Source organism: Xanthomonas sp. AC360 (assembly GCF_979258225.1).
This window is the reverse complement of the sequence record NZ_OZ409846.1, coordinates 871,598-894,042: the sequence shown is the minus strand read 5'-3', so window position 1 is coordinate 894,042 and position 22,445 is coordinate 871,598. Positions and strand designations below refer to the sequence as shown.

General features: G+C 65.5%; 16 protein-coding genes and 2 other RNA genes. 11 read left to right on the top strand and 7 right to left on the bottom strand.

Features of this window, described 5'->3' with window-relative positions; all coding sequences use genetic code 11:
• Positions 1-8 precede the first annotated feature (8 nt).
• The 3 genes from ACZZ0O_RS04000 to ACZZ0O_RS03990 all read left to right on the top strand — a co-directional run bounded on the left by ACZZ0O_RS04000 (position 9) and on the right by ACZZ0O_RS03990 (position 2,139).
• Positions 9-755 (top strand): ABC transporter ATP-binding protein, encoded by a 747-nt coding sequence (locus tag ACZZ0O_RS04000; protein ID WP_463592279.1) that lies wholly within the window; start codon positions 9-11, stop codon positions 753-755.
• Entirely contained in the window at positions 752-1,945 is a 1,194-nt protein-coding gene (locus ACZZ0O_RS03995; RefSeq protein ID WP_311239328.1) for an ABC transporter permease, read from the top strand. The genes ACZZ0O_RS04000 and ACZZ0O_RS03995 overlap by 4 nt, the downstream gene beginning before the upstream one ends.
• A 117-nt stretch (positions 1,946-2,062) precedes the next feature.
• A non-coding RNA gene (locus ACZZ0O_RS03990) (sX9 sRNA) lies at positions 2,063-2,139 on the top strand.
• An 805-nt stretch (positions 2,140-2,944) separates the two neighbouring features.
• On the opposite strand, the gene ACZZ0O_RS03985 is transcribed toward ACZZ0O_RS03990, so the two are convergent.
• The 5 genes from ACZZ0O_RS03985 to ACZZ0O_RS03965 form a co-directional block, all read right to left on the bottom strand.
• Positions 2,945-3,955 carry an energy transducer TonB gene (locus tag ACZZ0O_RS03985; protein WP_311239327.1) on the bottom strand — a complete coding sequence of 337 codons (1,011 nt, stop codon included), beginning with the start codon at positions 3,953-3,955 and terminating at the stop codon, positions 2,945-2,947.
• A 139-nt stretch (positions 3,956-4,094) separates the two neighbouring features.
• Positions 4,095-5,660, bottom strand: a complete 1,566-nt coding sequence (locus ACZZ0O_RS03980) for a tryptophan halogenase family protein (RefSeq protein WP_055847132.1) — start codon at positions 5,658-5,660, stop codon at positions 4,095-4,097.
• Between the two features lie 10 nt (positions 5,661-5,670).
• Complete coding sequence (locus ACZZ0O_RS03975; protein ID WP_463592278.1) at positions 5,671-6,684, bottom strand: cupin-like domain-containing protein; 1,014 nt, start codon at positions 6,682-6,684, stop codon at positions 5,671-5,673.
• The gene (locus tag ACZZ0O_RS03970) at positions 6,674-7,375 is read right to left on the bottom strand and encodes a SapC family protein (protein WP_055847138.1); all 702 of its coding nucleotides are present in this window, start codon (positions 7,373-7,375) and stop codon (positions 6,674-6,676) included. The genes ACZZ0O_RS03975 and ACZZ0O_RS03970 overlap by 11 nt, the downstream gene beginning before the upstream one ends.
• Positions 7,376-7,527: 152 nt before the next feature.
• On the bottom strand, positions 7,528-10,542 hold the full coding sequence (locus tag ACZZ0O_RS03965; protein WP_463592277.1) for a TonB-dependent receptor: 3,015 nt from the start codon (positions 10,540-10,542) through the stop codon (positions 7,528-7,530).
• 412 nt (positions 10,543-10,954) lie between these two features.
• Between ACZZ0O_RS03965 and ACZZ0O_RS03960 the strand changes: the two genes are divergently transcribed.
• The 5 genes from ACZZ0O_RS03960 (at position 10,955) to ACZZ0O_RS03940 (ending at position 16,916) form a co-directional block, all read left to right on the top strand.
• Complete coding sequence (locus ACZZ0O_RS03960; RefSeq protein ID WP_115514187.1) at positions 10,955-11,644, top strand: glutathione binding-like protein; 690 nt, start codon at positions 10,955-10,957, stop codon at positions 11,642-11,644.
• 35 nt (positions 11,645-11,679) lie between these two features.
• Entirely contained in the window at positions 11,680-11,967 is a 288-nt protein-coding gene (locus ACZZ0O_RS03955; RefSeq protein WP_463592276.1) for a hypothetical protein, read from the top strand.
• A 306-nt stretch (positions 11,968-12,273) separates the two neighbouring features.
• Positions 12,274-14,511 carry a S9 family peptidase gene (locus ACZZ0O_RS03950; RefSeq protein WP_463592275.1) on the top strand — a complete coding sequence of 746 codons (2,238 nt, stop codon included), beginning with the start codon at positions 12,274-12,276 and terminating at the stop codon, positions 14,509-14,511.
• Between the two features lie 63 nt (positions 14,512-14,574).
• Entirely contained in the window at positions 14,575-15,057 is a 483-nt protein-coding gene (locus ACZZ0O_RS03945; RefSeq protein ID WP_463592274.1) for a cytochrome c oxidase assembly factor Coa1 family protein, read from the top strand.
• A 68-nt stretch (positions 15,058-15,125) separates the two neighbouring features.
• Positions 15,126-16,916: a DUF885 domain-containing protein gene (locus ACZZ0O_RS03940; protein WP_463592273.1), complete on the top strand. Its 1,791-nt coding sequence runs from the start codon at positions 15,126-15,128 to the stop codon at positions 16,914-16,916.
• 75 nt (positions 16,917-16,991) lie between these two features.
• Here the strand turns inward: ACZZ0O_RS03940 and ACZZ0O_RS03935 are convergent, their stop codons facing one another.
• Both ACZZ0O_RS03935 and ACZZ0O_RS03930 read right to left on the bottom strand, forming a co-directional pair.
• Positions 16,992-17,447, bottom strand: a complete 456-nt coding sequence (locus tag ACZZ0O_RS03935) for a hypothetical protein (protein ID WP_115529411.1) — start codon at positions 17,445-17,447, stop codon at positions 16,992-16,994.
• Positions 17,448-17,506: 59 nt separating this feature from the next.
• Positions 17,507-17,582, bottom strand: a non-coding RNA gene (locus ACZZ0O_RS03930) — sX9 sRNA.
• A gap of 213 nt (positions 17,583-17,795) precedes the next feature.
• On the opposite strand from ACZZ0O_RS03930, the gene ACZZ0O_RS03925 reads away from it, so the two are divergent.
• From ACZZ0O_RS03925 to ACZZ0O_RS03915, 3 genes are all read left to right on the top strand, one after another.
• A complete protein-coding gene (locus ACZZ0O_RS03925; RefSeq protein WP_193589340.1) occupies positions 17,796-18,038 on the top strand; it encodes a hypothetical protein in 243 nt (80 codons plus the stop codon).
• A gap of 214 nt (positions 18,039-18,252) precedes the next feature.
• Positions 18,253-19,242, top strand: coding sequence for a porphobilinogen synthase (hemB, locus tag ACZZ0O_RS03920; RefSeq protein WP_316689210.1), 990 nt, complete (start codon positions 18,253-18,255; stop codon positions 19,240-19,242).
• Positions 19,243-19,618: 376 nt separating this feature from the next.
• Positions 19,619-22,153: a PepSY domain-containing protein gene (locus ACZZ0O_RS03915; RefSeq protein WP_463592272.1), complete on the top strand. Its 2,535-nt coding sequence runs from the start codon at positions 19,619-19,621 to the stop codon at positions 22,151-22,153.
• The last annotated feature ends 292 nt before the right edge of the window (positions 22,154-22,445 follow it).

Sequence of the window (22,445 nt, the reverse complement as noted above, 5' to 3'; positions counted from 1 at the left end):
GCGCACGCATGATCGTCGTCGAGAATCTGCACAAATCGTTCAAGACCAAGACCGGGCTGGTCAATGCGGTCGATGGGGTCAGTTTCAGCGCCGCCGACGGCCAGATCACCGGCTTGCTCGGCCCCAATGGCGCCGGCAAGACCACCACCTTGCGCATGCTCTACACCTTGATGTCGCCGGACCAGGGGCGTGTCACCGTGGATGGCGTGGACGCCGCGCACGACCCGGTCACGGTACGCCGTGCGCTGGGCGTGTTGCCGGATGCGCGCGGCGTGTACAAGCGCTTGAGCGCACGCGAAAACATCGCCTATTTCGGCGAGTTGCATGGCATGTCGCGCAGCCAGATCGCCGAGCGCACGCGCGTGTTGTCCAGCGCATTGGACATGGACGACATTCTCGATCGCCAGACCGAAGGCTTCAGCCAGGGGCAGCGCACCAAGACCGCGATTGCGCGCGCGCTGGTGCACGACCCGCGCAACGTGATTCTGGACGAGCCCACCAATGGCCTGGATGTGATGACCACGCGCGCGATGCGTAGCTTCCTGCAGCAGCTGCGTGCGGAAGGGCGCTGCGTGATCTTTTCCAGTCACATCATGCAAGAGGTGGCGGCGCTGTGCGATCGCATCGTCATCATCGCCAAGGGCACGGTGGTGGCGTCCGGCAGCGCCGACGAACTGCGTGCCGCCACCGGTGAAGACAACCTGGAAGACGCCTTCGTCAAGTCGATCGGCTCGGAAGAAGGACTGCACGCATGAGCAAGCGCTCCCTGTTGGCCACGTGGTGGACGGTGCTGCGCAAGGAACTGCGCGACATCTCGCGCGACCGCCGCACCCTGGCATTGGCGTTGCTGCTGTCGCCATTGCTGTATCCAATCCTGATCCTGGGCATGGGCGCCTTGAGCGAAAGCCGCGTGCGTACGCAGATCGACAAGCCGCTGGACATCCCCACGCTCGGCCGCGAACACGCACCCAATCTGGTGCGGTTTCTCGCCGCCCAGGGACTCAACGCCGTGGATGCGCCAGCGGACCTGACGACGGCCATTCGCAACCAGGATGTTGATGTGGCGCTGCGCATCAGCGACAGCTATGCCGACGATTGGCGCGAAGGCCGTCCGGCGCTGGTGGAAATCATCAAGGACAGCACCCGCCGCGAGGCCGACGTGCCCAGCCTGCGCTTACAGGCAGCATTGAGCGGCTACAGCCAGCAGGTCGGCGCATTGCGTCTGTTGGCGCGTGGCATCGATGCGCAGGTGAGCCGGCCACTGGAAATCGCCGCACAGGACCTGGCCACTGCCGAAGCCAAGCGCGGGCAGATGATGGCGATGCTGTTGCCGGTGCTGCTGGTGATCACCTCGTTCCTGGGCGGCGCGTCGTTGATTCTGGACGCCACCGCCGGCGAGCGTGAGCGGCAGTCGCTGGAACCACTGCTGGCAACGCCGGCACCACGCAGTGCGATTGTCAGCGGCAAGATCGCCGCCGCCTGCGTGATCGGCATGGTGTCGTTGTTGCTGACCTTGCTGGCCTTCAAGTTGAGCGCGCAGTTGTCGTCGTCCAATCTGGGGCGCCAGCTCAATGTGGGTTTCGTGCCGATGCTGCAGATGCTCTTCATCCTGGTGCCGATGCTGTTTGTCGGTACCTCGCTACTGACCTATCTGGCCGCCGCGGCCAAGAGCATGAAGGAAGCGCAGGCGCACATGACCTGGTTGCTGCTGCTGCCGATGCTGCCCGGCTACGCATTGATGGCGTATCCGCTGAAGACGCAGCTGTGGCATTTTGCGGTGCCGTTTTTGGCGCAGAACCAGATGTTGCTCAAGGTGATCCGCCACGAAACCATCAACGCGCAGACCTGGGCGGTGTATCTGCTGGCCGGCTTCGGCGTGGCTGGGCTGTTGTGGTATGCGGCGGTACGTCGCTATCACCAGGAGCGCTTGGCGATTTCGGGGTAAGTGGTTCGACAAGCGTGCAGTGGCAGTGATGGTCTGCGCGTCGTGCGTTTGGTTTAGAGCGGCCAATACAACTACGGCGTGACCACCAGGCGGGCACGGCCGATGCCTGGAGTCGGCATAGGCTAGTCGCACACGCCGGTTATGGGCGGGCCGTCTGCACCCACCTGACGGCTGTTCGTTACGGTTTGTTGGTCGCTCTTGGTGTGTCGTGCGTAGCGAGTGGATGACGGCATGCGCATGATGGCGAACGACTGGCTGTTCGGTGAACATGGTTGGTGAGGTTGCTGATCGGCTGGCCGCTGCGTGGATTTGGTGACACCGTACCCTCACCCCAACCCCTCTCCCGACGGGAGAGGGGCATGCGCGGTCACGTGATCGGTGGCTGGCGATGGCAGGCGCGGCGTTTCTGATCGAGCCAAGCAGTTTCCGCTGTCATCGAAAGGTGCTGCTTCGTTCTCACATTGAACGAAGCAGCTCCCTTCTCCGATCGAACGAAGCAGCTCTCCTCTCACACAGAGCCAATCAGCTCTCTTCTCCCGTCGAACGAAGCAGCTCTCTTCTCACACAGCGCCAGGCAGCTCCCTTCTCCCGTCGAACGAAGCAGCTCTCTTCTCACACAAAGCCAAGCAGCTCCCTTCTCCCACCGGGAGAAGGTGGCGCGTAGCGCCGGATGAGGGTACGGCCAGCACGCCCCAGTAACGCTCTCGATGAGGGACGTCGCTGTCGCACATCCACGTGCAGCCACACGCGCTCCACAACGCAAAAGCCCGCATCGCTGCGGGCTTTTGCGTTTCCAATAGTTGTTGCGTCAATCAGCAGCGGCGAAGTGCGGAAGCGCGCGCCGGTTGCAGTCCTAGACGCCTGTGATCCCGGTGCGGGCGATCTCCGATCCCGCAACGCCCCTCAATACCGGCGCGCTCCTACTGCAGCGCGCCGGTATTGAGGGGCGTGGGATCCAGGGTGGCGTCGGCAAGTAGCGACGCCTTCCCCAGCGCGGGCTCAACCGCCCGGATTGAACGACAGCGTGCGGCGGGTGGTGACCGGTGCGGCAACCGGCTCGAAGCGCCAGCGCTTCACGGCGTTGAGCGCTTCGCGATCGAACACGCGCGGCGGGTTGGCGCGTAGCACGCGGGAGGCGGTGATCGAGCCGTCGGTGCCCACGGTGAGCTCCACCAGCACTTCGCCGGAGGTGCCGGCGCGCAGCGCTTCGGGTGGGTAGCGCGGTGCCGGGGTGCTGATCGGACGTAGCGACTGTGCAGCGGGCGCTGCTGCTGCGGCGGCTGCCGGTGCCGGGCGTGGTGCGGCCGGGGCAGGGGCCTCCGCCTGACGGCGGGCAGCGGCCTGGCGCTCGGCTTCGGCGGTCTGCTGGCGGGCGGCTTCCTGCTGGGCGGCAATCTGCTGGGCAGCGGCGGCTTCGCGGGTCTGCTGTTCGGCCAGACGCTTCTGCTCGGCGGCCTGCTTGGCCTTGTCCTCGACCAACTTCTTGGCCTGCTCGGCATCCTGCTCGGAGCGGTTGGCGGCGGTCTTCATGCCCGTCTCCAGGCCCGACTTCAGGCGCGGCAGTGCCGGTGCCTTGGGGTCGACCTTTTCGATCAGCGCGATCAGGCGCTGCGCCTCGGGGAACTCTTCGCGGCTGATGCCTTGTTCGGCGGCGATCAGCGTGTACGGCAGCAGGTCGGTCAGCGCGCTGTTGACGGTGGCGTCCTGCGGCTGCTTCTCACGCAGGGCCAGGTAGTACTCCACCGCGTTGTCGCCAACCGGGGCGTACATGCGGTTGTCCTGCAACGCCTTGGTGGCCGATTCGCGCAACTGATCGGCGGCCATCGATTGCACCTGCGGCGACACCGCGGTGGCGGGCGTCGGTGCCGCAGCCGATGCTGCCGGCGTAGCGCCGGTGGCTGGCGCGGTGGTGGCGGCCTTGTCTTCCTGCTTGGAGCAGGCAGCCAGGCCAACCAGCAAAATGACCGGCGCGATCCGGCGTGCCATACGGCCCTGTGTCAGATCCAACATGCGTCCCCCTTACCCCGAGTGCGAAAGATAACGTTGCTACGGCGAGCGCCGGCCATTGTTCCCGCAATGGACGGCAATGCCGCAATCTAGCATTGCTGGGGCGGTGTAAGCCAAGGGTTGCCGCAGCCGGATGCGAAATTCATCCTGCCGGGGCCGCCAGCGCCGCATCGGACGGCGCGCGGGCGGCCGGGTCGGGCAGCGGCGGGGCGGGGCAGTGGTGACGCAGGAAGTCCGCATGCGGAGGCAACGTGGCCACGGTCGCGTCCACGCGCTGGCGGATGCTCTCCAGAAAATGGCGCAGCTCCGCATCGCCCATCAGGTCGGCGACCGGGTGGTGCTGCTGCGGGGTGATGCCCTGGCCCAGCATCACCTGCACCCAGGAGTTCTCTGCAAACAACTCGTTGCCCTGATGGAACACGCGCCCGCTCTGGCGAAACAGCTCCATGCGGTGGCGCAACGAGTCGGGAATGTCCATCGCTGCGCAGTCGCGCCAGAACGGCGTGTCGCGGCGATCGGTGGCGTGGTAATGCAGGATCACGAAATCGCGGATATGCGCGATCTCATCGGCCGCCTGGCGGTTGTATTCGGCGATGTCGACCGCGTTGATCGTCTGCGGAAAGGTCTGCAGCAAGCGGACGATGCCGCGCTGGATCAGATGGATATTGGTCGACTCGATCGGCTCCAGAAATCCGCTGGCCAGCCCCAACGCCACGCAGTTCTTTTCCCACACGCGGTGGCGCTGATTGGGTGTGAAGCGCAGCGCCCGCGGTTCGGTCAGCGCACGTCCTTGCAGGTTGCGCTCCAGCACGGCCCGTGCGCTGTCCTGATCGGTATACCGGCTGGAATACACGATGCCGTTGCCCACGCGGTGCTGCAGCGGAATGCGCCACATCCAGCCCGATTGATCCGCGCGCGACCGCGTATAGGTCACCGGCGGGCCCACCGACTCGGTCTGCACCGCCAGCGCGCTGTCGGCAAACAACCAGCGCGACCAATCGTCGCTGCCCACGCCCAGCGTCTTGCCGATCAGCAACCCCGCAAAGCCGGTGCAATCGATGAACAGGTCGCCTTCCACGCGGGTGCCGTCCTGTAGCGTCAGCGCAGTGAGATAGCCGCTGTCCGGGTCGGTCTGCACCTCGCCGATGCGCCCTTCGATGCGCTGCACCCCAAAGCCTTCGCTGAAGCGGCGCAGGAAGCGCGCATACAGACCCGCATCCAGGTGGTAGGCGTAGTTCATGCCACCGTTGGGCAGATGCGCAAAGCGGCCTTCCTGGGCGGCGCGTAATTCCAGGCAGTAGTCGCCGAAGTCGCGCGCCACACCGCGCTGGCGGCCCTTCAACCAGAAGTGGTGAAACCCCGCGCTCCAGTGATCGGTGCCGGTGTGGCCGAAGGAGTGGATGTAGTGCTTGTCCACATCGCGCCAATGCTCGAAGCCGATGCCGAGTTTGAAGGTGGCCTGGGTGGCGGCCATGAACGCGGCTTCGTCGATCTCCAGCAGCCGGTGGAAGGTGACCAGGCTGGGGATGGTGGCTTCGCCCACGCCTACCGTGCCGATCTCATCCGACTCCACCAGGGTGATCTGCAACTGCCGGCCCAGCAGCTTGGACAGTGCGGCGGCAGCCATCCAGCCGGCGGTGCCGCCACCGGCGATGACGACGCGCCGCACCGGGCGCTGCTGGGGGTCCAAGGGGGCGGTGTACGACATGCGTCAGTCCTCAGCGGTTCAAGCGTTGCAGCAAGCGTGCACGCAGGCTGCGGGCACGGTTGTCGTCCATCGGGGCCAGCACACCGCGCGCCGCGTCGGGCACGTGCGCGGCAGTGCTCTCATCGGCTTCGAACACGTAATGCCGGAACACCTCCTGCCAGGTGGCGCGTTGTTCCGGCGGCAGGTCGCGCAGGGTGAGCAACGCCAGCATCAGCGCGTTCATCGGCGAATCCATGTAGGCCGGGCTTTGCCGCCACCAGAAATTGACCAGCACGTTGAAGCTTTCCAGCGCCTGGACGTGGTGCCACCACATGCTGGGAATGAACAGCGCATCGCCCGGTTCCAACTCGGCGACCACGGCATGCTCCAGCGCCTGCGCATAGCGCGGAAAGTGCTGCAGGTCCGGCGCGGCGATATCCACCAGGCTGACCGGCTGACCGGCCGGGGTTAGATCCAGCGGGCCGATGTACAGATTGCTCAACTGCTCGGGCGGAAACAGCGTAAAGCGGCGGCGCCCGGCGACCACGCAGGCCAGGTTGTCCGGCAGGTCCTGATGGGCGGCGATCCGCGTGCGGTTGCCGATCCAGATGCTGGCCAGCGGCTCGGCCTGCGGTAGCGCGATGGGATTGGCCGCGCGCAGGCCGGGCAGGTAGGTGTCCAGCGTGGTGGAGCCGACATAGATCGCCGGCGGCTGCGCGTTGTGCAGGTCGCGCAACAAGGTGTCCAGCACCACCGCCAGCGGCACGCGCTCGGGGCGGAAGTTGAAGCCGCTCATGTCCGCGTTGTAGAAGAACCGCCCGCCGATCTCCGGTGGCCCGACTTGCGCCACCACCGCTTCGCCGCGATCGAATCCACGCAGGTACGCGGCGGCCGCCTGCGCGGACTGCGCACCGGCTTGCGCCAACGGCCAGTCGCGCACCAGCCCGCGCAGGACCAGCGGCGTGGTCGAACCCAGCAGCGCAGGATCCAGCTGTTGCGGATCCAGGCCGTGGCGTTCGTCGATGGCGCGCGGCTCAGCCGGCATGGCGGCGATTCAGGCGTTCGAGCAGGTGGCGGAATTGCGCGACCGAGGCCACCGCCATGTACAGCGGCTCCAGATCGCCATGCCGGTGCAGGTCCAGCAGCGCCGTCTTGCCGAGCGCGCGCAGGCGTTCTTCGTGCACGGTGTGCAGGCCGGCCAGCCGGCAGTCCAGGCCGTTATCCAGGGTCGCTTCGAACACGAACGGTTCCAGCAACTCGTAGCGCAGCAGGCGCTCGACGAAGGCGTCGCTCGCCGCCAGCCCATCGTGCAGCGTGCGCAGCAATTGGCTGATGTGATACAGAAAATCGGTGGTGCCGCCGTGTTCGCGGAACAGCAGCTCGCCGTCCTGGGTGCTGATGCGTGGGCTGTCCAGATCCACGTGCACCATCGGCCCTTCCGGTTGCTGGCCAATCAGAAACGGTTGGCGCTGGATCGCCATCGGCACATACGGCGCATCCCAGCGCGCGCCGTCCAGAAACAGGTTTTCGCCCAGGCGTAATCCCAGCAGGGCCAGCGGTTGAAACCGCCCGCTATCGTTGCGGTGGAACACGATCGGGTATTGGCCTTGCAGCTGGCGGAATTCCTGCGGAAACGTCGCCGCCGACATCACGTCATCGCCATAGGCGGCGCCATAGGCGGTGATCACGCGCAGATCGCGGTGATCGAGATTGTTCAACAACACAGCATTGGTCATGGGGGTCGCCACATCACGCGGGGGCGCGTGGCCCATGCTTGGACAGTTACCCCTCGCGCGGCAAGTGCCGCTGTCGTGCTGCACCTGTCGCAGGAAGGTCGTGCAAGCATCCCGGCAGACGCGCTGCCGGGATGCTCGGTGCCGCAATTACATCACCAGAACTTGTAGCGCAGGCCCAGCATGTAGCGCGGGCCGGTCTGGGTGGCATAGACGATCTGGTTCTTCTGCCGGCCGTGCTGGCGTTGCACTTCGTCGGTGAGGTTGATCGCCTCCAGGCTCAGCGACAGGTTCTCGTTCCACTGGTAGCCGATGCTCAGATCCAGCTGGCCATAGGCTTCGGTGTAGACCGGGTTGGGCTGGCCGCTGCCGTCGAAACGCGCGGCCAGGAATTCGTCGCGCCAGTTGTAGGCCGCACGCACCTGCCACTTGTCCTTGTCGTAAAAGCCGACCACGTTGGCCGAATCGCTCAGGCCTTCCAGCGCGAACTGCTCGCCGATCACCGCGTTGTTGTAGGTCAGCCCGGAGTCGACCATGGTGTAGTTGGCCGACACGCCGAAGCCGCTGACGCCGAACATGTGCTGCAGGTTGAATTCCCAACCGTCCAGCGACGCCGAGCGCTGGTTGGCCGGCGCGGTGATGGCGAAGTTGGCCACCGGGTCGCCGGGCTGCCCGCTGATCACGCCGGTGGCGTTGCCGTTGGCATCGTCGGCCCCGCGCACCACGCCGGGCGCGCCGCCGCGGTTGCGGAAGATGTAGTTGCGGATACAGGTCAGGTCGGCCGAGGCGCAGCCGTTGCCCAGCGCTTCGTTCCAGTACGCACCGCCCACCGGGGTGTTCAATCCCAGCGCGGTGTCGTTGCGCGTGGTCACACCGATGTAGTTGTCGATGTTCTTGCGGAAGAAGCCCACCGAGGCGTAGCTGGCATCGTTGTAGTACCACTCCAGCGAAACATCGATGTTGTGCGAGAGCAGTGGCTTCAGGCCGGGGTTGCCTTCCTGGCCGGTGCCGCCTTCCAGGCGTGCGATCTGGTTGAGCGTCTGCCCGCCTTGGATGTCGCCCCAGCCGGGACGGCCGATGGTTTCGCCGTAACTGCCGCGCAGCACCAGGTCGTCGGTGAGCTTGAAGCTCAGGTCCAGGCTGGGCAGCCAGTATTCGTACTTGCCGCTGCCGCCGGCGAAGGCCGAGTCGGCAAGACGGATCGGCAACTCGTTGTTGGCGACCCAATCGATGCCGACCGCCACCGGCACCAGCGCCTGCGCGTCCACCTTGGTTTCTTCGTAACGCACACCGGCGGCCAGGCTGATCGGCACGCGCAGATCGTCCCAGCTGTTATTCCACTGCAGGTAGGCGTTCTTGGATTTTTCGGTCACGCGGCGGTCGGTGTTGAACACCGGCGAGATGCGGTACAGCGCGTCATCGCCCGCAGCTTGCGCGGCGGCCTGACGTGCGCGCTCGAAGTCGAACAGGAACAACTGGTTGAACTGGGCCGGGTTGCCGCTGCCGCCGATCGCATCGAAATACTGCGCGAACGAGCTCGGAATCCACAGATCGTCCGGGTAATCAGCCGCGGTGCCGTTGCCGCCCCAGGTATCGCGCTGCACGTTGGAGAACGCCGAACGGTTCTTCACTTCGGTGCTGCCGATACCGAACTTCAACTGCGAATAATTTTCGAAGGTGAAGTCACCGTTGACCTGCGCCTGGTCGATCTCCGACTTCATGTAGCTGTTGCGGAACGCCGAGCCGGTGACCAACGTGCGCGACGGGTCCAGCCCGTTCAGGCCAAAGCCCAGCTGCTGCTGCAACACCGGGAAATCCTTGCTGAAATCCACCACCGAGGTGCCGCGGTAGAAGCCGGACACGCCCAGCGAATTGCTCGACCCGTACGGGCTGTCCGCGCCGGCTTCGGCGGTGGAGCGGTGGATATCGAAGTTGAGCTTGAACTGATCGTTCACCGCCCAATCCACGTTGAAGCCCAGCGACTTGTTCTGGTTGCGCGTCGCGGCGTTGGAGCCGGCGGTAGCCAGATCGCTGGTAGCCGGGTTGACGATTTCCGAGTAGGTGATCGGACCTGCCACCGGACCATTGGTCCAGGCGCTGGCGGAGGGGCCGTAGTTGAACCACACCGACATTTCGTTGCGCTGCTGCTGGATCTTGTTTTCCGAGTACGTGTAATCCAGCGTGGTGGTGATGTTGTCCAGCGGTTTGTACTGCAGCACCAGCTGGCCATTGGTGCGCTGGCGCTCAACGCCGACCACGCGGTAGTTGAGGTTCTGCGGCACCGAGTAGATATCGTTCGGGCCGGGGCGGTTGACGATGTTCTCCGAGCCCGGCGTGCCCGGCTGCGGAATGGTGCCGTAGGCGGTGGAATCGCCACGGAACGAGCGCCAGCCGTTGGGTACGCCGACCTGGCTGTAGCCGAAGTCGCGTTCCTGGTAGCTGCCGCTCAACGACACGCCAAAGCGTCCATCGGCCGAGGTGGTGCTGAAGATGCCGGAGATTTCCGGCGTCAGCGAATCGCCCTGCAGGCGGCCGGGCAGGTTCTCGTTGGACGCATCGTGCACGCCCTTGAGGCCCACGTTGGCATGCATGCCCGGGTTGTCCAGCGGCCGGGCCGTCTTGATGTTGATGGTGGCACCGATGCCGCCGGTGGGCGTGCTGGCGCGGCTGGTCTTGAACACCTCGATGCCGGAGATCGACTCGGACGCCAGGTTGGCGAAGTCGAACGCACGCGAGTTGGAGGCATTGGATTCTTCGATGCTGGCGCCCGGCATCTGACGGCCGTTCAATAGCACCAGGTTGAAGTCCGGGCCGACGCCACGCACGGTGACGCGCGAGCCTTCACCCAGCGAACGGTCGATCGACACGCCGCTGATGCGCTGCAGCGACTCGGCCAGGTTGGTATCGGGGAACTTGCCGATGTCCTCGGCCACGATGCCGTCGACGATGCCCTGCGCGTCGCGCTTGACGTTCATCGACGAGGTGAGGCTGCCGCGGATACCGCTGACCTGCACGGTATCGAGCGTGGCAGGGTCTGCCTGGCTGGAGCCGGGGACGGTCGAGGCCGACTGCGGCGCCGGCGCGGTTTGCGCGGCCAGCGGCGTCGACAATGCGAACAACAAGGCAGACGTCAAGCGCCGCGTGCGCGGCAGGGTGCGTAGCTCTCTCACGATGATTCCATCCCCAAGCAAAGAAAGCCGGCCCCAAACGGGACAGGCAAAGGTCGAACAGCAATCGCGCATTTGTTAGCGCTGGCTTAACAAAGTCAATTTGCAGTGCAGCATCGGCCGCAAGCCAATGGCGTCACACATCGTTCCAATACGCGCATCGCTTGATGCAGCCGCACTCGATCGCTTGGCCGTACCATCGGGCGTCGATGACACAGTGGCAGCTATTCCAGGGCGACCGACATGGCGACTGCGCACATTCAGCCGAGCGGAGTTGGCGCGTAGGTGCGGCAGGCAGGTTCAGCAGGGCGGGGGCGGGTGGCGACCTCGGCGCCTCGCAGGCCTGCCGAACACTTGCCTGCCGTGGTCCCACAGTCAGCCGCGCTGATCACCCTTTACGCACCGGAGCGAACCAATGATCGATCTGTACTACTGGCCCACCCCCAACGGCCACAAAGTCACCTTGTTCCTGGAAGAGGCCGGGCTGGACTACACGCTCAAGCCGGTCAACATCGGCAAGGGCGACCAGTTCGAGCCGGCATTCTTGAAGATTTCGCCCAACAACAAGATGCCGGCCATTGTCGACCATGCCCCGGCGGATGGCGGCGCGCCGCAGGCGGTGTTCGAGTCCGGCGCGATCCTGCTGTATCTGGCAGAGAAGACCGGCCGCTTCTTGCCGCGCGACGCCCGCGGCCGCATCGCCGCACTGGAGTGGTTGTTCTGGCAGATGGGTGGGCTGGGCCCGATGACCGGCCAGATGGGCCACTTCAACGTCTACGCACCCGAAAAGATTGCCTACGCCATCGATCGCTACAACGCCGAAGTCCGCCGCCTGCATGGCGTGCTCGACAAGCGCCTGGCCGAGCATGCGTTTTTGGCCGGCAACGATTACGGCATCGCCGACATGGCCAGCTATCCCTGGCTGCAGGTGTATGGCGACCTCAAGCCCGACTTCGAAGCGTTTCCCAATCTGCACCGCTGGCACACCGCCATCGCCGCCCGCCCGGCCACCCAGCGTGCGTATGCGCTCAAGGAGCAGGTCAACCCCAATGCCGGCAAGCCGCTCAGCGACGAAGAGCGCAAGCACCTGTTCGGCAAGCGCTGAGGCAACGCAGTAGGAGCAGTTGCGCAGCAGTACGCGTGGCGATCGCGGCGACTGTTGCAACTGCGCAGCAACAGCAACAGCAAACGCAAGCAGCATCAGCATCAGCAACAGCAACAGCAACAGCAACAGCAACAGCAACAGCAACAGCAAGCAGCAACAGCAAGCAGCAACAGCAAGCAGCAACAGCAAGCAGCAAGCAGCAACAGCAAGCAGCAACAGCAAGCAGCAACAGCAAGCAGCAACAGCAAGCAGCAAGCAGCAGCAAAGAGTTAGCAGCGGCACTCGCGCACATCAACCGCACGCGACAAATCGAACGCGGCTGATCGAGCCCCTCTCCCCCCGGGAGAGGGGTTGGGGTGAGGGTACGCAAGTAGCGGCAGACCTACCGCGCCCCGCAATCTGCTTCGCATGCAATGCGCATGCACCCTCCGCAGCGCGCCAACTGCAACCGCCAGCTCAAACGCACTTCTGCTCGCCCAAAGCAGAACGACCACACCCCCCAGCACAGCCCTGCAGTACACGCACCCACCCACGCGCGCACCATCCCGTGGCGAGCACACACCATCGCCACGCTTCTCAAACACCCCAGGTGCCCGCATCCTGTGCGCTGTCTTCAGACAGGATCTTCGATGCGCGCCCTGTTCGCCGCCCTTGCCCTCATGCTCAGCACCGTCCCCATGGCCCACGCCGAAAAACTCACCCTGGAGGCCATCACCGGCCCGTTGCCGCTGTCGGGGCCGACATTGCTCAAGCCCAAGGTGGCCCCGGACGGCTCACGCGTGACCTTCCTGCGCGGCAAGGACAGCGACCGCAACCAGCTGGATCTGTGGGAATACGACATCGCTAGCCGCCAGACCCGGCTGCTGGTCGACTCCAAAGTGGTGTTGCCCGGCACCGAAACGCTCAGCGATGTGGAAAAGGCCCGCCGCGAGCGCCAACGCATCGCCGCGCTCACCGGCATCGTCGATTACCAATGGGCGCCGGATGCGCAGGCGTTGTTGTTCCCGCTGGGGGGCGAGTTGTATCTGTACGACCTGCACAAGACCGGCGCCGCCGCAGTGCGCCAGCTGACCCACGGCGAAGGCTTCGCCACCGACGCCAAGCTCTCGCCCAAGGGCGGTTTTGTCAGCTTCGTGCGCGAGCGCAACCTGTGGGTGATCGACCTGGCCAGCGGTAAACAGCTGCAGCTCACCCGCGACGGCAGCGAGACCATCGGCAACGGCGTGGCCGAATTCGTCGCAGACGAAGAAATGGATCGCCACACCGGTTACTGGTGGGCGCCGGACGATTCGGCGATCGCCTTCGCGCGCATCGACGAAGCGCAGGTGCCGGTGCAAAAACGCCCGGAGGTCTATGCCGACCACACCGAGGTGATCAGCCAGCGCTACCCGCAGGCCGGGCAACCGAACGTCGCCGTGCAGCTGGGCGTGATCGCACCGCGCGCCGCCGCCGTACCGACGTGGATCGATCTGGGCAAGCAGCCGGACATCTACCTGGCACGTGTGGATTGGCGCGATGCGCAGCGGCTGACCTTTCAGCGTCAATCGCGCGATCAAAAAAGGCTCGAGCTGATTGAAAGCACGCTTGCCAGCGGCAAGCAACGCACGCTGATCACCGAGAGCTCGCCGACCTGGGTACCACTCACCAACGATCTGCGTTTTCTCAAGGACGGCCGCTTTGTCTGGAATTCCGAGCGCAGTGGTTACGAACATCTGTACCTCGCCTCCGAAGACGGCGCCACGCTCACGCCACTGACGTCCGGCGCCTGGGTGGTAGACGCGCTGCTGGCCGTCGACGAGCAGACCGGGCTGGTGTACTTCGCCGGCAGCAAGGACTCGCCCACGCAGACCCACCTCTATGCAGTGCCGCTGGCCGGCGGCGTCATCGAAAAACGCTCGACATCCAATGGCACGCATGCGGCCAGCTTCGCCAACAACGCCAGCGTGTATGTCGACACCTGGTCCAACACCACCACACCGCCGCAGATCGAGCTGTTTCGTGCCAATGGCGAAAAAATCGCCACCTTGCTCAAGAACGACTTGGCCGATCCGCACCATCCGTATGCCAGGTACCGCGACGCACAGCGCCCGATCAATTTCGGCACGCTCACCGCCGCCGATGGCAAGACACCCTTGCACTACCGGCTGACCAAGCCGGACAACTTCGATGCGAGCAAGCGTTACCCGGTCATCGTCTATGTCTATGGCGGCCCCGCTGCACAAACCGTGCTCGATGCGTGGCCCAGCCGTGGCGATGCGTTGTTCGATCAATATCTTGCGCAGCGCGGCTACGTGGTGTTTTCACTGGATAACCGCGGCACTCCGCGACGCGGCCGCGACTTCGGTGGCGCGCTGTACGGCAAGCAGGGCACGGTGGAAGTGGACGACCAGCTGCAAGGCGTGGCCTGGCTCAAGACCCAGCGCTGGGTGGATCCGGCGCGCATCGGCGTGCAGGGCTGGTCCAACGGCGGCTACATGACGCTGATGCTGCTGGCCAAACACAGCGACGCCTATGCCTGCGGCGTAGCCGGTGCACCGGTGACCGATTGGGGTCTGTACGACACCCACTACACCGAGCGTTACATGGACCTGCCGGCCGGCAACGCCGATGGCTATCGCAACGCGCGCGTCGCCACCCACCTGGATGGCCTGCAGGCCAAGCTGCTGCTGATCCACGGCATGGCCGACGACAATGTGCTGTTCACCAATTCCACCGCGTTGATGAGCGAGCTGCAGCAGCGCGGTACGCCGTTCGAGTTGATGACGTATCCAGGCGCAAAGCACGGGCTATCCGGCAGTAATGCACTGCACCGGTACAAGACCGCCGAGGCGTTTTTGCAGCGCTGCCTGGTGCCGTCACAGCAGTAGACGGTTGCCGCTGCGTTAGACGTATCGCCTGTCGGTTTCCCCTGCGTTCGCACACGGAGTGCCATGTCGCTGCCGCCCCCCATTCCCGTTGCATCGCCGCATCGTTTGCGCTCTGTCGAGTTCTGGAGCCGGCATTGGAAGTGGGTCGTTCCCGGCATCGGCGTGGCGCTATTTCTGCTGCTGGCATTGGTGATCGGCGCGTTGATCTACGTGATTACTGCGGCAGTGAAATCCAGCGATGTGTACCGCGACGCGCTGCGCATCGCCAAGGCCGACACGCATGTCGTGCAGACCCTGGGCACTCCCATCACCGAAGCGTTTCTGCCCGATGGCAGCATCAGTTATGTCGGCGACATTGGCGAGGCGCATTTCAGCGTGGGCCTGCACGGGCCGCGCGGTAGCGGCAACGTGCAAGTGGATGCCACGCGCATGCACGGCCGTTGGACCTACCAGACCCTGACGTTTGCCGGTCCACACGGCGACCCGATCAACCTGTCGCCAGCGACGTCTGCAACTCCCGCGCAGTCGCAGCCCCGTACGCCATGACTTAAGGCGGATTGCTGCCGCCGCCGCAGATGCGTAGGGTCGCGCTACTCAATTCGCGGATCTGCCTCATGAAGCCACTCGTTCTCGCCGTTGCGCTGGCGCTCGGTTCTTCGTTGCCGTTGCAGGCACAGACCGGCAAGACCGCGCCCACACAACCCGCCAGCCCGGCCTGGGTGCAGACCAGCAACGGATATGCGCAGATCCTGCTCAACGCGCAGGCGCCGTTCCAGCCCGAATACGCCAGCTTCTTCGGTGTGCCCGGCTACGACGATCAGGTTGTCGACCTGGGGCCGGACAACGCCGCGCGTTATCGCGATGCCATGCGCAAGGCGCGCGCCACGCTGCAAACCAAGCTCGCCACCGAGCGCGATGCCAATGTGCGCCAGGACCTGCAGATCATGATCGGCGCTGCCGAGCAGAACATCGAAGGCAGCGAACTCAACGAGCGTTATCTGCTGCCCTGGAGCGACGCGCCTGAGGCGGTCTTCAGTGGCCTCAACGGTCTGCTGTCCGACCAGACCGTGCCCGAGCGCCGCGCCAAAGCGCTGGACCGCCTCAAGCGTTATGTCGGCCTGGCGCCGGGGAGTACGCCCACTACCACGCTAGCGCGGCAGCGCTACGAGGAAAAGCTGAGCAACAAGGCGTTGCTGCAGCCCACCCAGCGCGAAGTGGAACAGGCGCTGGCCAACGTGGACACCTACATCGCAGGCATCGGCGAGTTGTTCGCCAAGTACAAGATCGCTGGCACCGACGACGCGCTCAAGACCATGTCCATCCAGCTCAAGGATTACGCCAGCTGGACCCGCACCAACGTGCTGCCCAAGGCGCGCAAGGACACCCGTCTGCCCGAGCCGCTGTATGCGTTCCAGCTCAAGCAGGTCGGCATCGATATCGCCCCGCAGGTGCTGATCCAGCGCGCGCAGCTGGAATTCATGGAAACGCGCTCGGCCATGCGCCAGCTCGCCCCGCTGGTGGCCAAGGCCAAGGGCGTGCAGGGTAGCGATTATGTGCAGGTGATCCGTGCGCTCAAGGGCAACACCATCGCCGACGACCAGCTGGAAACCTACTACCGCGGCGTGATCGACCAGATCGATCCGATCATTCGTCAGCAGCGCATCGTCGATGTGCCCAACCGCCCGATGCAGATGCGCCTGGGCAGTGCCGCCGAAAGCGCTGCGCAACCGGCACCGCACTTCCTGCCGGCACCGCTGATCGGCAACACCGGCCAGCAAGGCCAGTTCGTGCTGCCGTTGGGCAACCCGACCGCCGACGGCGCCAAGAAGGAGCAGTACGACGACTTCAACTTCGGCTCGGCCGCCTGGACGCTCAGCGCCCACGAAGGCCGCCCTGGCCACGAACTGCAGTTCACCGCCATGGTCGAACGCGGCGTCTCGCTGGCGCGCAGCATGTTCGCGTTCAACTCGGTCAACGTCGAAGGCTGGGCGCTGTATGCCGAAGCCGAAATGGTCCCATACGAGCCGCTCGACGGGCAGCTGATCGCCCTGCAGTTCCGCCTGCTGCGCGCCGCCCGCGCCATGCTCGACCCCATGCTCAACCTGGGCCTGATCGACCGCGAACGCGCCCGCCAGGTACTGGAAGACGACGTCGGCCTCTCGCCCGCCATGACTCGCCAGGAACTGGACCGCTACACCGTCCGCGCCCCCGGCCAGGCCGGCAGTTACTTTTACGGCTACACCCGCATCCTCGAACTGCGCATGCGCACCGAACTGGCGCTAGGCAAGAAGTTCGACCGCCTGGCGTTCAACAACTTCCTGCTCGACCAGGGCCTGCTCCCGCCGGACCAGCTGGCCAAGGCGGTGGAGACGCAGTTCGTTCCGGCACAGCAGAACAAGCGCTGAGCACACGGCGCAACACAGGCATGCGGCAGCGGTCGTCGCCGCCTCATGCCTGCGTTGTTTAAAGCCGTTGGACGGTTAGCGCGCTGGAGGTGGTGCGTCCGGCATGGCGCCGGTTTCCGCCCCCGCCGGCACCCAGATCGCCATCCCAGCCGCGCGCTTTTGCGTGGTCGGAATGCCGATCCCCAAACCGCCGCCGACGCGGCCGCCGTAGCTGCCGCCGCCCACCGACAGGCCGCCGCCAGAGCGCTCGGAGCCGACGCCGACGATGACCACGCCGTTGGCGCCGAGCTTGGCGGCTTCGCGTTTGAGCCGTTGCACGGCGGCATCGGTCTGGCCCTGGGTGCCGAAGCCGGCGGCGCTGGTGGATTCGAGCTGGGCGATCTCCATCGAGCCGACCGGGGCGTGCGAATAGACCTGCACCTGGGTGGGGTCGATCGGCGCGCGCGCCTGGCCGAGCATCACCTTGGAGCTGCTGGCGCAGCCGGCCAGCAGCAGGGCCAGTGCAGCGCCGACGACGAAATGCCTGTTCATGATGTGGCCCCCTGAATGTTGGTGATGACGGCGATGATCCGGCGCCCGGACTGAAGAGTGGCTAACACGAGGTAACAAACCGCCGTCAGATAGGTGCTGGCGACGCGGAGGAGCCACTGTGTACGAGCGGTCCAGTCCGCACCGAGCGCCCGCCGTGGCACCTGGCGGCGGCTGCCCAATGGGTTTGTCAGTCGCACTGGATCGCTCCGTGCCTCGTCGCACCCTAGCCACGCCCATGTGAGGCTACCGCCAAGCCGCCATTGGTCAGGGTGACCGCCCGCCCACGGCGTCTTGGCTGCCGCCCCGTTAAGCTCGGCGTTTCTTTGATAGACGAGGTGGCACGTGGGATTGATCAGCCTGCTCTGGGGCATTGTGGCGCTGTTGTGGATGGTGCTGGCCTTCATCCCATTGCTGGGATGGGGCAACTGGTTCCTGATTCCGTTCGCGGCGGTGGGTGCGCTGATCGCGGCGATCGCGCTGTTGTTCACCTCGGCCGGCAACCGCGGCCGGGCCAAGACCGGCTTGCTGCTCAATGCTCTGGTGATCGTGGTTGGAGTGATCCGCCTGAGCCTGGGTGGCGGGGTGATCTAGGGCGCTTTCGACAGGGGGATATGCGCGTCGGCGTGTGTCGACGCACGCATCGGGCAGGGCTTGCATCCCCAGCCTTGGGAGCGCTGCCCGACCTGCAGATAGGCCACGCCGATCGCGGCCTGCCATGCCGTTGCAGCGCTGCGACACTGCGTCGCAGCGCGTCCCGCACGCAATGGCGGGCGTAAACTGACGCGCTATCTCAAGGAGCCGTGTTATGGCCCATCCGCACTATCGCCCCCGTCGCATGCGCCACGATGCGTTTTCGCGTCGGTTGATGCGCGAAAACACGCTGACCACCGATGACCTGATCTGGCCGGTGTTCGTGCATGAGTTATCCGGCCGCGCGCCCATCGCCTCGATGCCGGGCGTGGAGCGGCTGTCGCTGGACGAGCTGCTGCGCGAGGCGGAAAACGCGCTGGAACTGGGCATCCCGGTGATCGATCTGTTCCCGGTGATCGACCCGGCGGGCAAGAGCCTGGATGCCGCCGAAGCCTGGAATCCGGACGGTCTGGCGCAGCGTGCGGTGCGCGCGCTCAAATCGCGCTTCCCGGAGCTGGGGATCATGACCGACGTGGCGCTGGACCCGTACACCACGCACGGTCAGGACGGCATCATCGATCACACCGGCTATGTGCTCAACGAGATCACCGTCGAGGCGCTGGTCAAGCAATCGCTGTCGCATGCGCAGGCCGGGGTGGACATCATTTCGCCCTCGGACATGATGGATGGCCGCATCGGCGCGATTCGCCGCGCACTCGATGCCGACGACCATCTCAACGTGCGCATCATGGCGTATTCGGCCAAGTACGCCTCGGCGTTCTACGGCCCGTTCCGCGATGCGGTGGGCAGCGCCGGCAATCTGGGCAAGGCCGACAAGACCACCTATCAGATGGACCCGGCCAACAGCGACGAGGCCATGCGCGAGATCGCGCTGGACCTGGAAGAAGGCGCGGACATGGTGATGGTCAAGCCGGGCATGCCGTACCTGGATGTGGTGCGTCGGGTGAAGGAAGAATTCCGCGTGCCGACGTTTGCGTACCAGGTCAGCGGCGAGTACGCGATGCTCAAGGCGGCGGCGGCCAACGGCTGGCTGGACGAGCGCCGCTGCGTGCTGGAAGCGCTGATGGCTTTCAAGCGCGCTGGCGCCGACGGCGTGCTGACGTATTTCGCGCCACAAGTGGCGCGCTGGTTGCGCGAAGGCTGAGCGCGCCCAGACGTGCTGCGTGGAGCGGCGCTGTGGTGGCATCTTTCGTGGATGCCGCTGCAGGTGGGTGCGATGTAGTGAAGCAGGTCGTCGATCGTTTCGGTCGGATCTTCCGCGTGTTTGCATGGACCGGCATAGCCGGCCCGCTTCGCGCTGCAGCGATTTGATCTGATGCCATGCGATCGACCTCCCGTATCTGGCACGTCGTCGGCCTGACAACGCAGGCTGACAACTAAGCGTTTGATCCGGATGCGCAGGAGTCGTAGTCAGGCAGACCGCCTACGAGACCACGCAACCGTGATCGAACCAAGTGCGTCAACTGCGATAACGATTCTCATCTACAATAGCGAGCCCTGCTGCTTCAGGTTGTTCGCGCGTGTTCAAGACGGTTCTGTTCCAACTGCACTGGCTGCTCGGCATCACCGCCGGGCTGGTGCTGTCGGTGATGGGCGTGACCGGCGCGCTGATGTCCTTCGAAAACGAAATCGTGCGGCTGGCCAACCCGGCCATCGCGCAGCTGGCGGTGCGGCATGCCGCCGGCGAGCGTGTGTTGCCGGTGGATGTGTTGCTGCAGCGCCTCGACCTGCTGCCGCGCGACGCAGGAAAACAGCAGGCGGTGACACGCATGCTGATCGACCCCACCGGCGCGCGGCCATCCACCGCACGTCTGGCGGGCAAGGGCGGCGGGCGCGTGTACTTCGATCCTTATACCGGCGCGCGTGTCGCCGCACCGCGCCTGAGCGGGGCGTTTGCGTTCATCGAGGACCTGCACCGCAATCTGACTGCGGGTAAACGCGGCCAGGCAGTGACCGGGGCGTGCGCCTTGATCCTGCTGTTTTTCTGCGCGTCCGGGCTGTATCTGCGTTGGCCGCGGCGCTGGTGGAGCCTGCGGACCTGGTGGGTGGTGGAATGGCGGCGGCAGGGGCGCAGTTTTCTGTGGAGCCTGCATGCGGTATTCGGCACCTGGTGTCTGCTGGTCTATCTGCTGGTCGCGCTGACCGGACTGACCTGGTCGTACGACTGGTACCGCGACGGCATGGTGGCCTTGCTCGGCAAGGAGCCGGCCATGCGCGGCGACGGGGGCGATCATCGGCCGGCGACGGTGAATTTCGCACGTGTGCAGCGCACCTTGGATGGTATTCCTGGGACCCATCACGCCGCGTTGGATCTACGGGTGCCCACCCGTGCCGGGCAGCCGATGAGCGTGCGGTTTTTGCCGGACCGGCCCGACCACGACCGCGCCTACGACAATCTGGAAATCGACGCCGCCAGAGGTGCCTTGCTGCAGCGCCAGGATTACGCGCGGCTGCCGCGCGGCCAGCAATGGCTGGTGAGCATGTTCCCGCTGCATTCGGGCAGTTTCTTCGGCTTGCCGGGGCGCATCGTGGTGATGCTGGCGAGCCTCGGCATGTCGGTGTTCTTCATCAGCGGCTGGATGCTGTACCTGGATCGCCGCCGCAAGAAGCGCGAGCTGCGCGCCGCACGCGTGGTGCTGCAGAACGCACCGCCGGCCTCGCAGGCCGAGCCGTGGTTGATCGCCTTCGCCAGCCAGAGCGGCTTTGCCGAACGGCTGGCCTGGCAGGCGGCCGGGCATCTGCAAGCGGCCGGCCTGCCGGTGCAGGTGCGCGCGCTGGCGCAGGTGGATGCGCAGCAACTGCAGGCCACCCGGCATGCCTTGCTGGTGATTAGCACGTTCGGCGATGGCGAGCCGCCGGATGCGGCGCGCGCGTTCGAGCGCGAACTGATGCGCCAACGCATCGGCTTGCCGCAGCTGGCCTACGCGGTGCTGGCATTGGGCGACCGCCAATACGCGCAGTTTTGCGGGTTTTCGCGGCGCATCGAGCAGTGGCTGGACGCGCAGGGTGCACGCGCGTTATTTCCCACCGTGGAAATGGACAACGCCGATCCGCAGGCGCTGGCGCAATGGCATGCGCAGCTGGCGCAGATTGCCGGCGCGCCGCTGGCCGCGGTTGCGCTGACGCGTCCGCGCCTGACCCAGTGGGCGCTGTCGTCGCGCACCCATCTCAACCCGGGCAGCGAGGGCGCGCCGATCTGGCGTATCGACCTGCAGCCACCGTTTGAGGCGCACTGGCAGGCGGGCGATATCCTCGAAGTGCAGCCTGCGCACGCCGATGCGCAGGTGCGTGCGTGTCTGGTGGCGTGGGGCCTGTCGTCCGATGCGTTGGTGCATGTCGATGCGCAGTTGCTGCCGCTGCATCAGGCCGCTGCCGAGCGTGTGCTGCCGCCCGCGCCCGCGACGCCGCCCGCGCCGTGTCCGGATCCACAAACCTGGCTGGATGCCTGCGACTGGTTGCCCACGCGCGACTACTCGCTGGCCAGCGTGCCGGCCGATGGCGTGGCCACGGCGGTGGTGCGCCTGACCACCCGCAGCGATGGCAGTCCAGGGCTGGGCTCGGGCTGGTTGATCTGTCATGCGCCGATGGGGGCGGCGGTGCGCGCGCGGCTGCGCACCAATCCCGGCTTCCATCGCATCGAAGCGGCGCCGATGGTGTTGATCGGCAACGGCACCGGCATCGCCGGTTTGCGCGCCTTGTTGCGCGAGGCCGAGCTGGCCGGCATGCACGGGCATTGGCTGCTGTTCGGCGAACGCCATGCCGCACACGACCGGCTGTTGGCCGAGGAACTGCAGGCCTGGCAGGCAAGCGGTCATCTGCAACAACTGGATTGGGTGTTCTCGCGCGATCAGCCGCACAAGCGCTACGTGCAGCATCAATTGCGCGACGCCGGCGACGCGCTACGGCACTGGATCGATCGCGGTGCGGTGATCCATGTCTGCGGCAGCCTGGACAGCATGGCGCGCGCGGTCGACGTCACGCTGCGCGAGCTGCTGGGCGACACCCGCGTGGATGCGCTGACGGCAGCGGGCCGCTATCGGCGCGATGTGTATTGAGCACAGTCATGACCACTGCGTCGCAGCCTTGGAGGGGCTAACAACACGTCAAAGCCTGCTTGGTCGAGTGCGCGGCGCCCTCACCGCTCGCGGGACACGCCGTGCATCCGTCCGTGCAGGCTCGGTGGCAGCATCCATGCCGCTACAGGGCCCCGCAAGCAGGGAGGGCAGCGCACCAGGGAGTTGGTCAGTGGCCCCGTGAAAAGCGTCTTTCGCGCAAGGTGCATCGGCATTGGGTGGTTGGCACACCATTATCCAAAATGCACGTCACTGCTCTTGACCGTGCACACCG

What these genes read in the sequence shown, in the direction of transcription:
- ACZZ0O_RS04000 (WP_463592279.1), top strand. Translation starts at nt 9, where the DNA reads ATGATCGTCGTCGAGAATCTGCACAAATCGTTCAAGACCAAGACCGGG.
- ACZZ0O_RS03995 (WP_311239328.1), top strand. Translation starts at nt 752, where the DNA reads ATGAGCAAGCGCTCCCTGTTGGCCACGTGGTGGACGGTGCTGCGCAAG.
- ACZZ0O_RS03985 (WP_311239327.1), bottom strand. Translation starts at nt 3,955, where the DNA reads ATGTTGGATCTGACACAGGGCCGTATGGCACGCCGGATCGCGCCGGTC.
- ACZZ0O_RS03980 (WP_055847132.1), bottom strand. Translation starts at nt 5,660, where the DNA reads ATGTCGTACACCGCCCCCTTGGACCCCCAGCAGCGCCCGGTGCGGCGC.
- ACZZ0O_RS03975 (WP_463592278.1), bottom strand. Translation starts at nt 6,684, where the DNA reads ATGCCGGCTGAGCCGCGCGCCATCGACGAACGCCACGGCCTGGATCCG.
- ACZZ0O_RS03970 (WP_055847138.1), bottom strand. Translation starts at nt 7,375, where the DNA reads ATGACCAATGCTGTGTTGTTGAACAATCTCGATCACCGCGATCTGCGC.
- ACZZ0O_RS03960 (WP_115514187.1), top strand. Translation starts at nt 10,955, where the DNA reads ATGATCGATCTGTACTACTGGCCCACCCCCAACGGCCACAAAGTCACC.
- ACZZ0O_RS03950 (WP_463592275.1), top strand. Translation starts at nt 12,274, where the DNA reads ATGCGCGCCCTGTTCGCCGCCCTTGCCCTCATGCTCAGCACCGTCCCC.
- ACZZ0O_RS03945 (WP_463592274.1), top strand. Translation starts at nt 14,575, where the DNA reads ATGTCGCTGCCGCCCCCCATTCCCGTTGCATCGCCGCATCGTTTGCGC.
- ACZZ0O_RS03940 (WP_463592273.1), top strand. Translation starts at nt 15,126, where the DNA reads ATGAAGCCACTCGTTCTCGCCGTTGCGCTGGCGCTCGGTTCTTCGTTG.
- ACZZ0O_RS03935 (WP_115529411.1), bottom strand. Translation starts at nt 17,447, where the DNA reads ATGAACAGGCATTTCGTCGTCGGCGCTGCACTGGCCCTGCTGCTGGCC.
- hemB (WP_316689210.1), top strand. Translation starts at nt 18,253, where the DNA reads ATGGCCCATCCGCACTATCGCCCCCGTCGCATGCGCCACGATGCGTTT.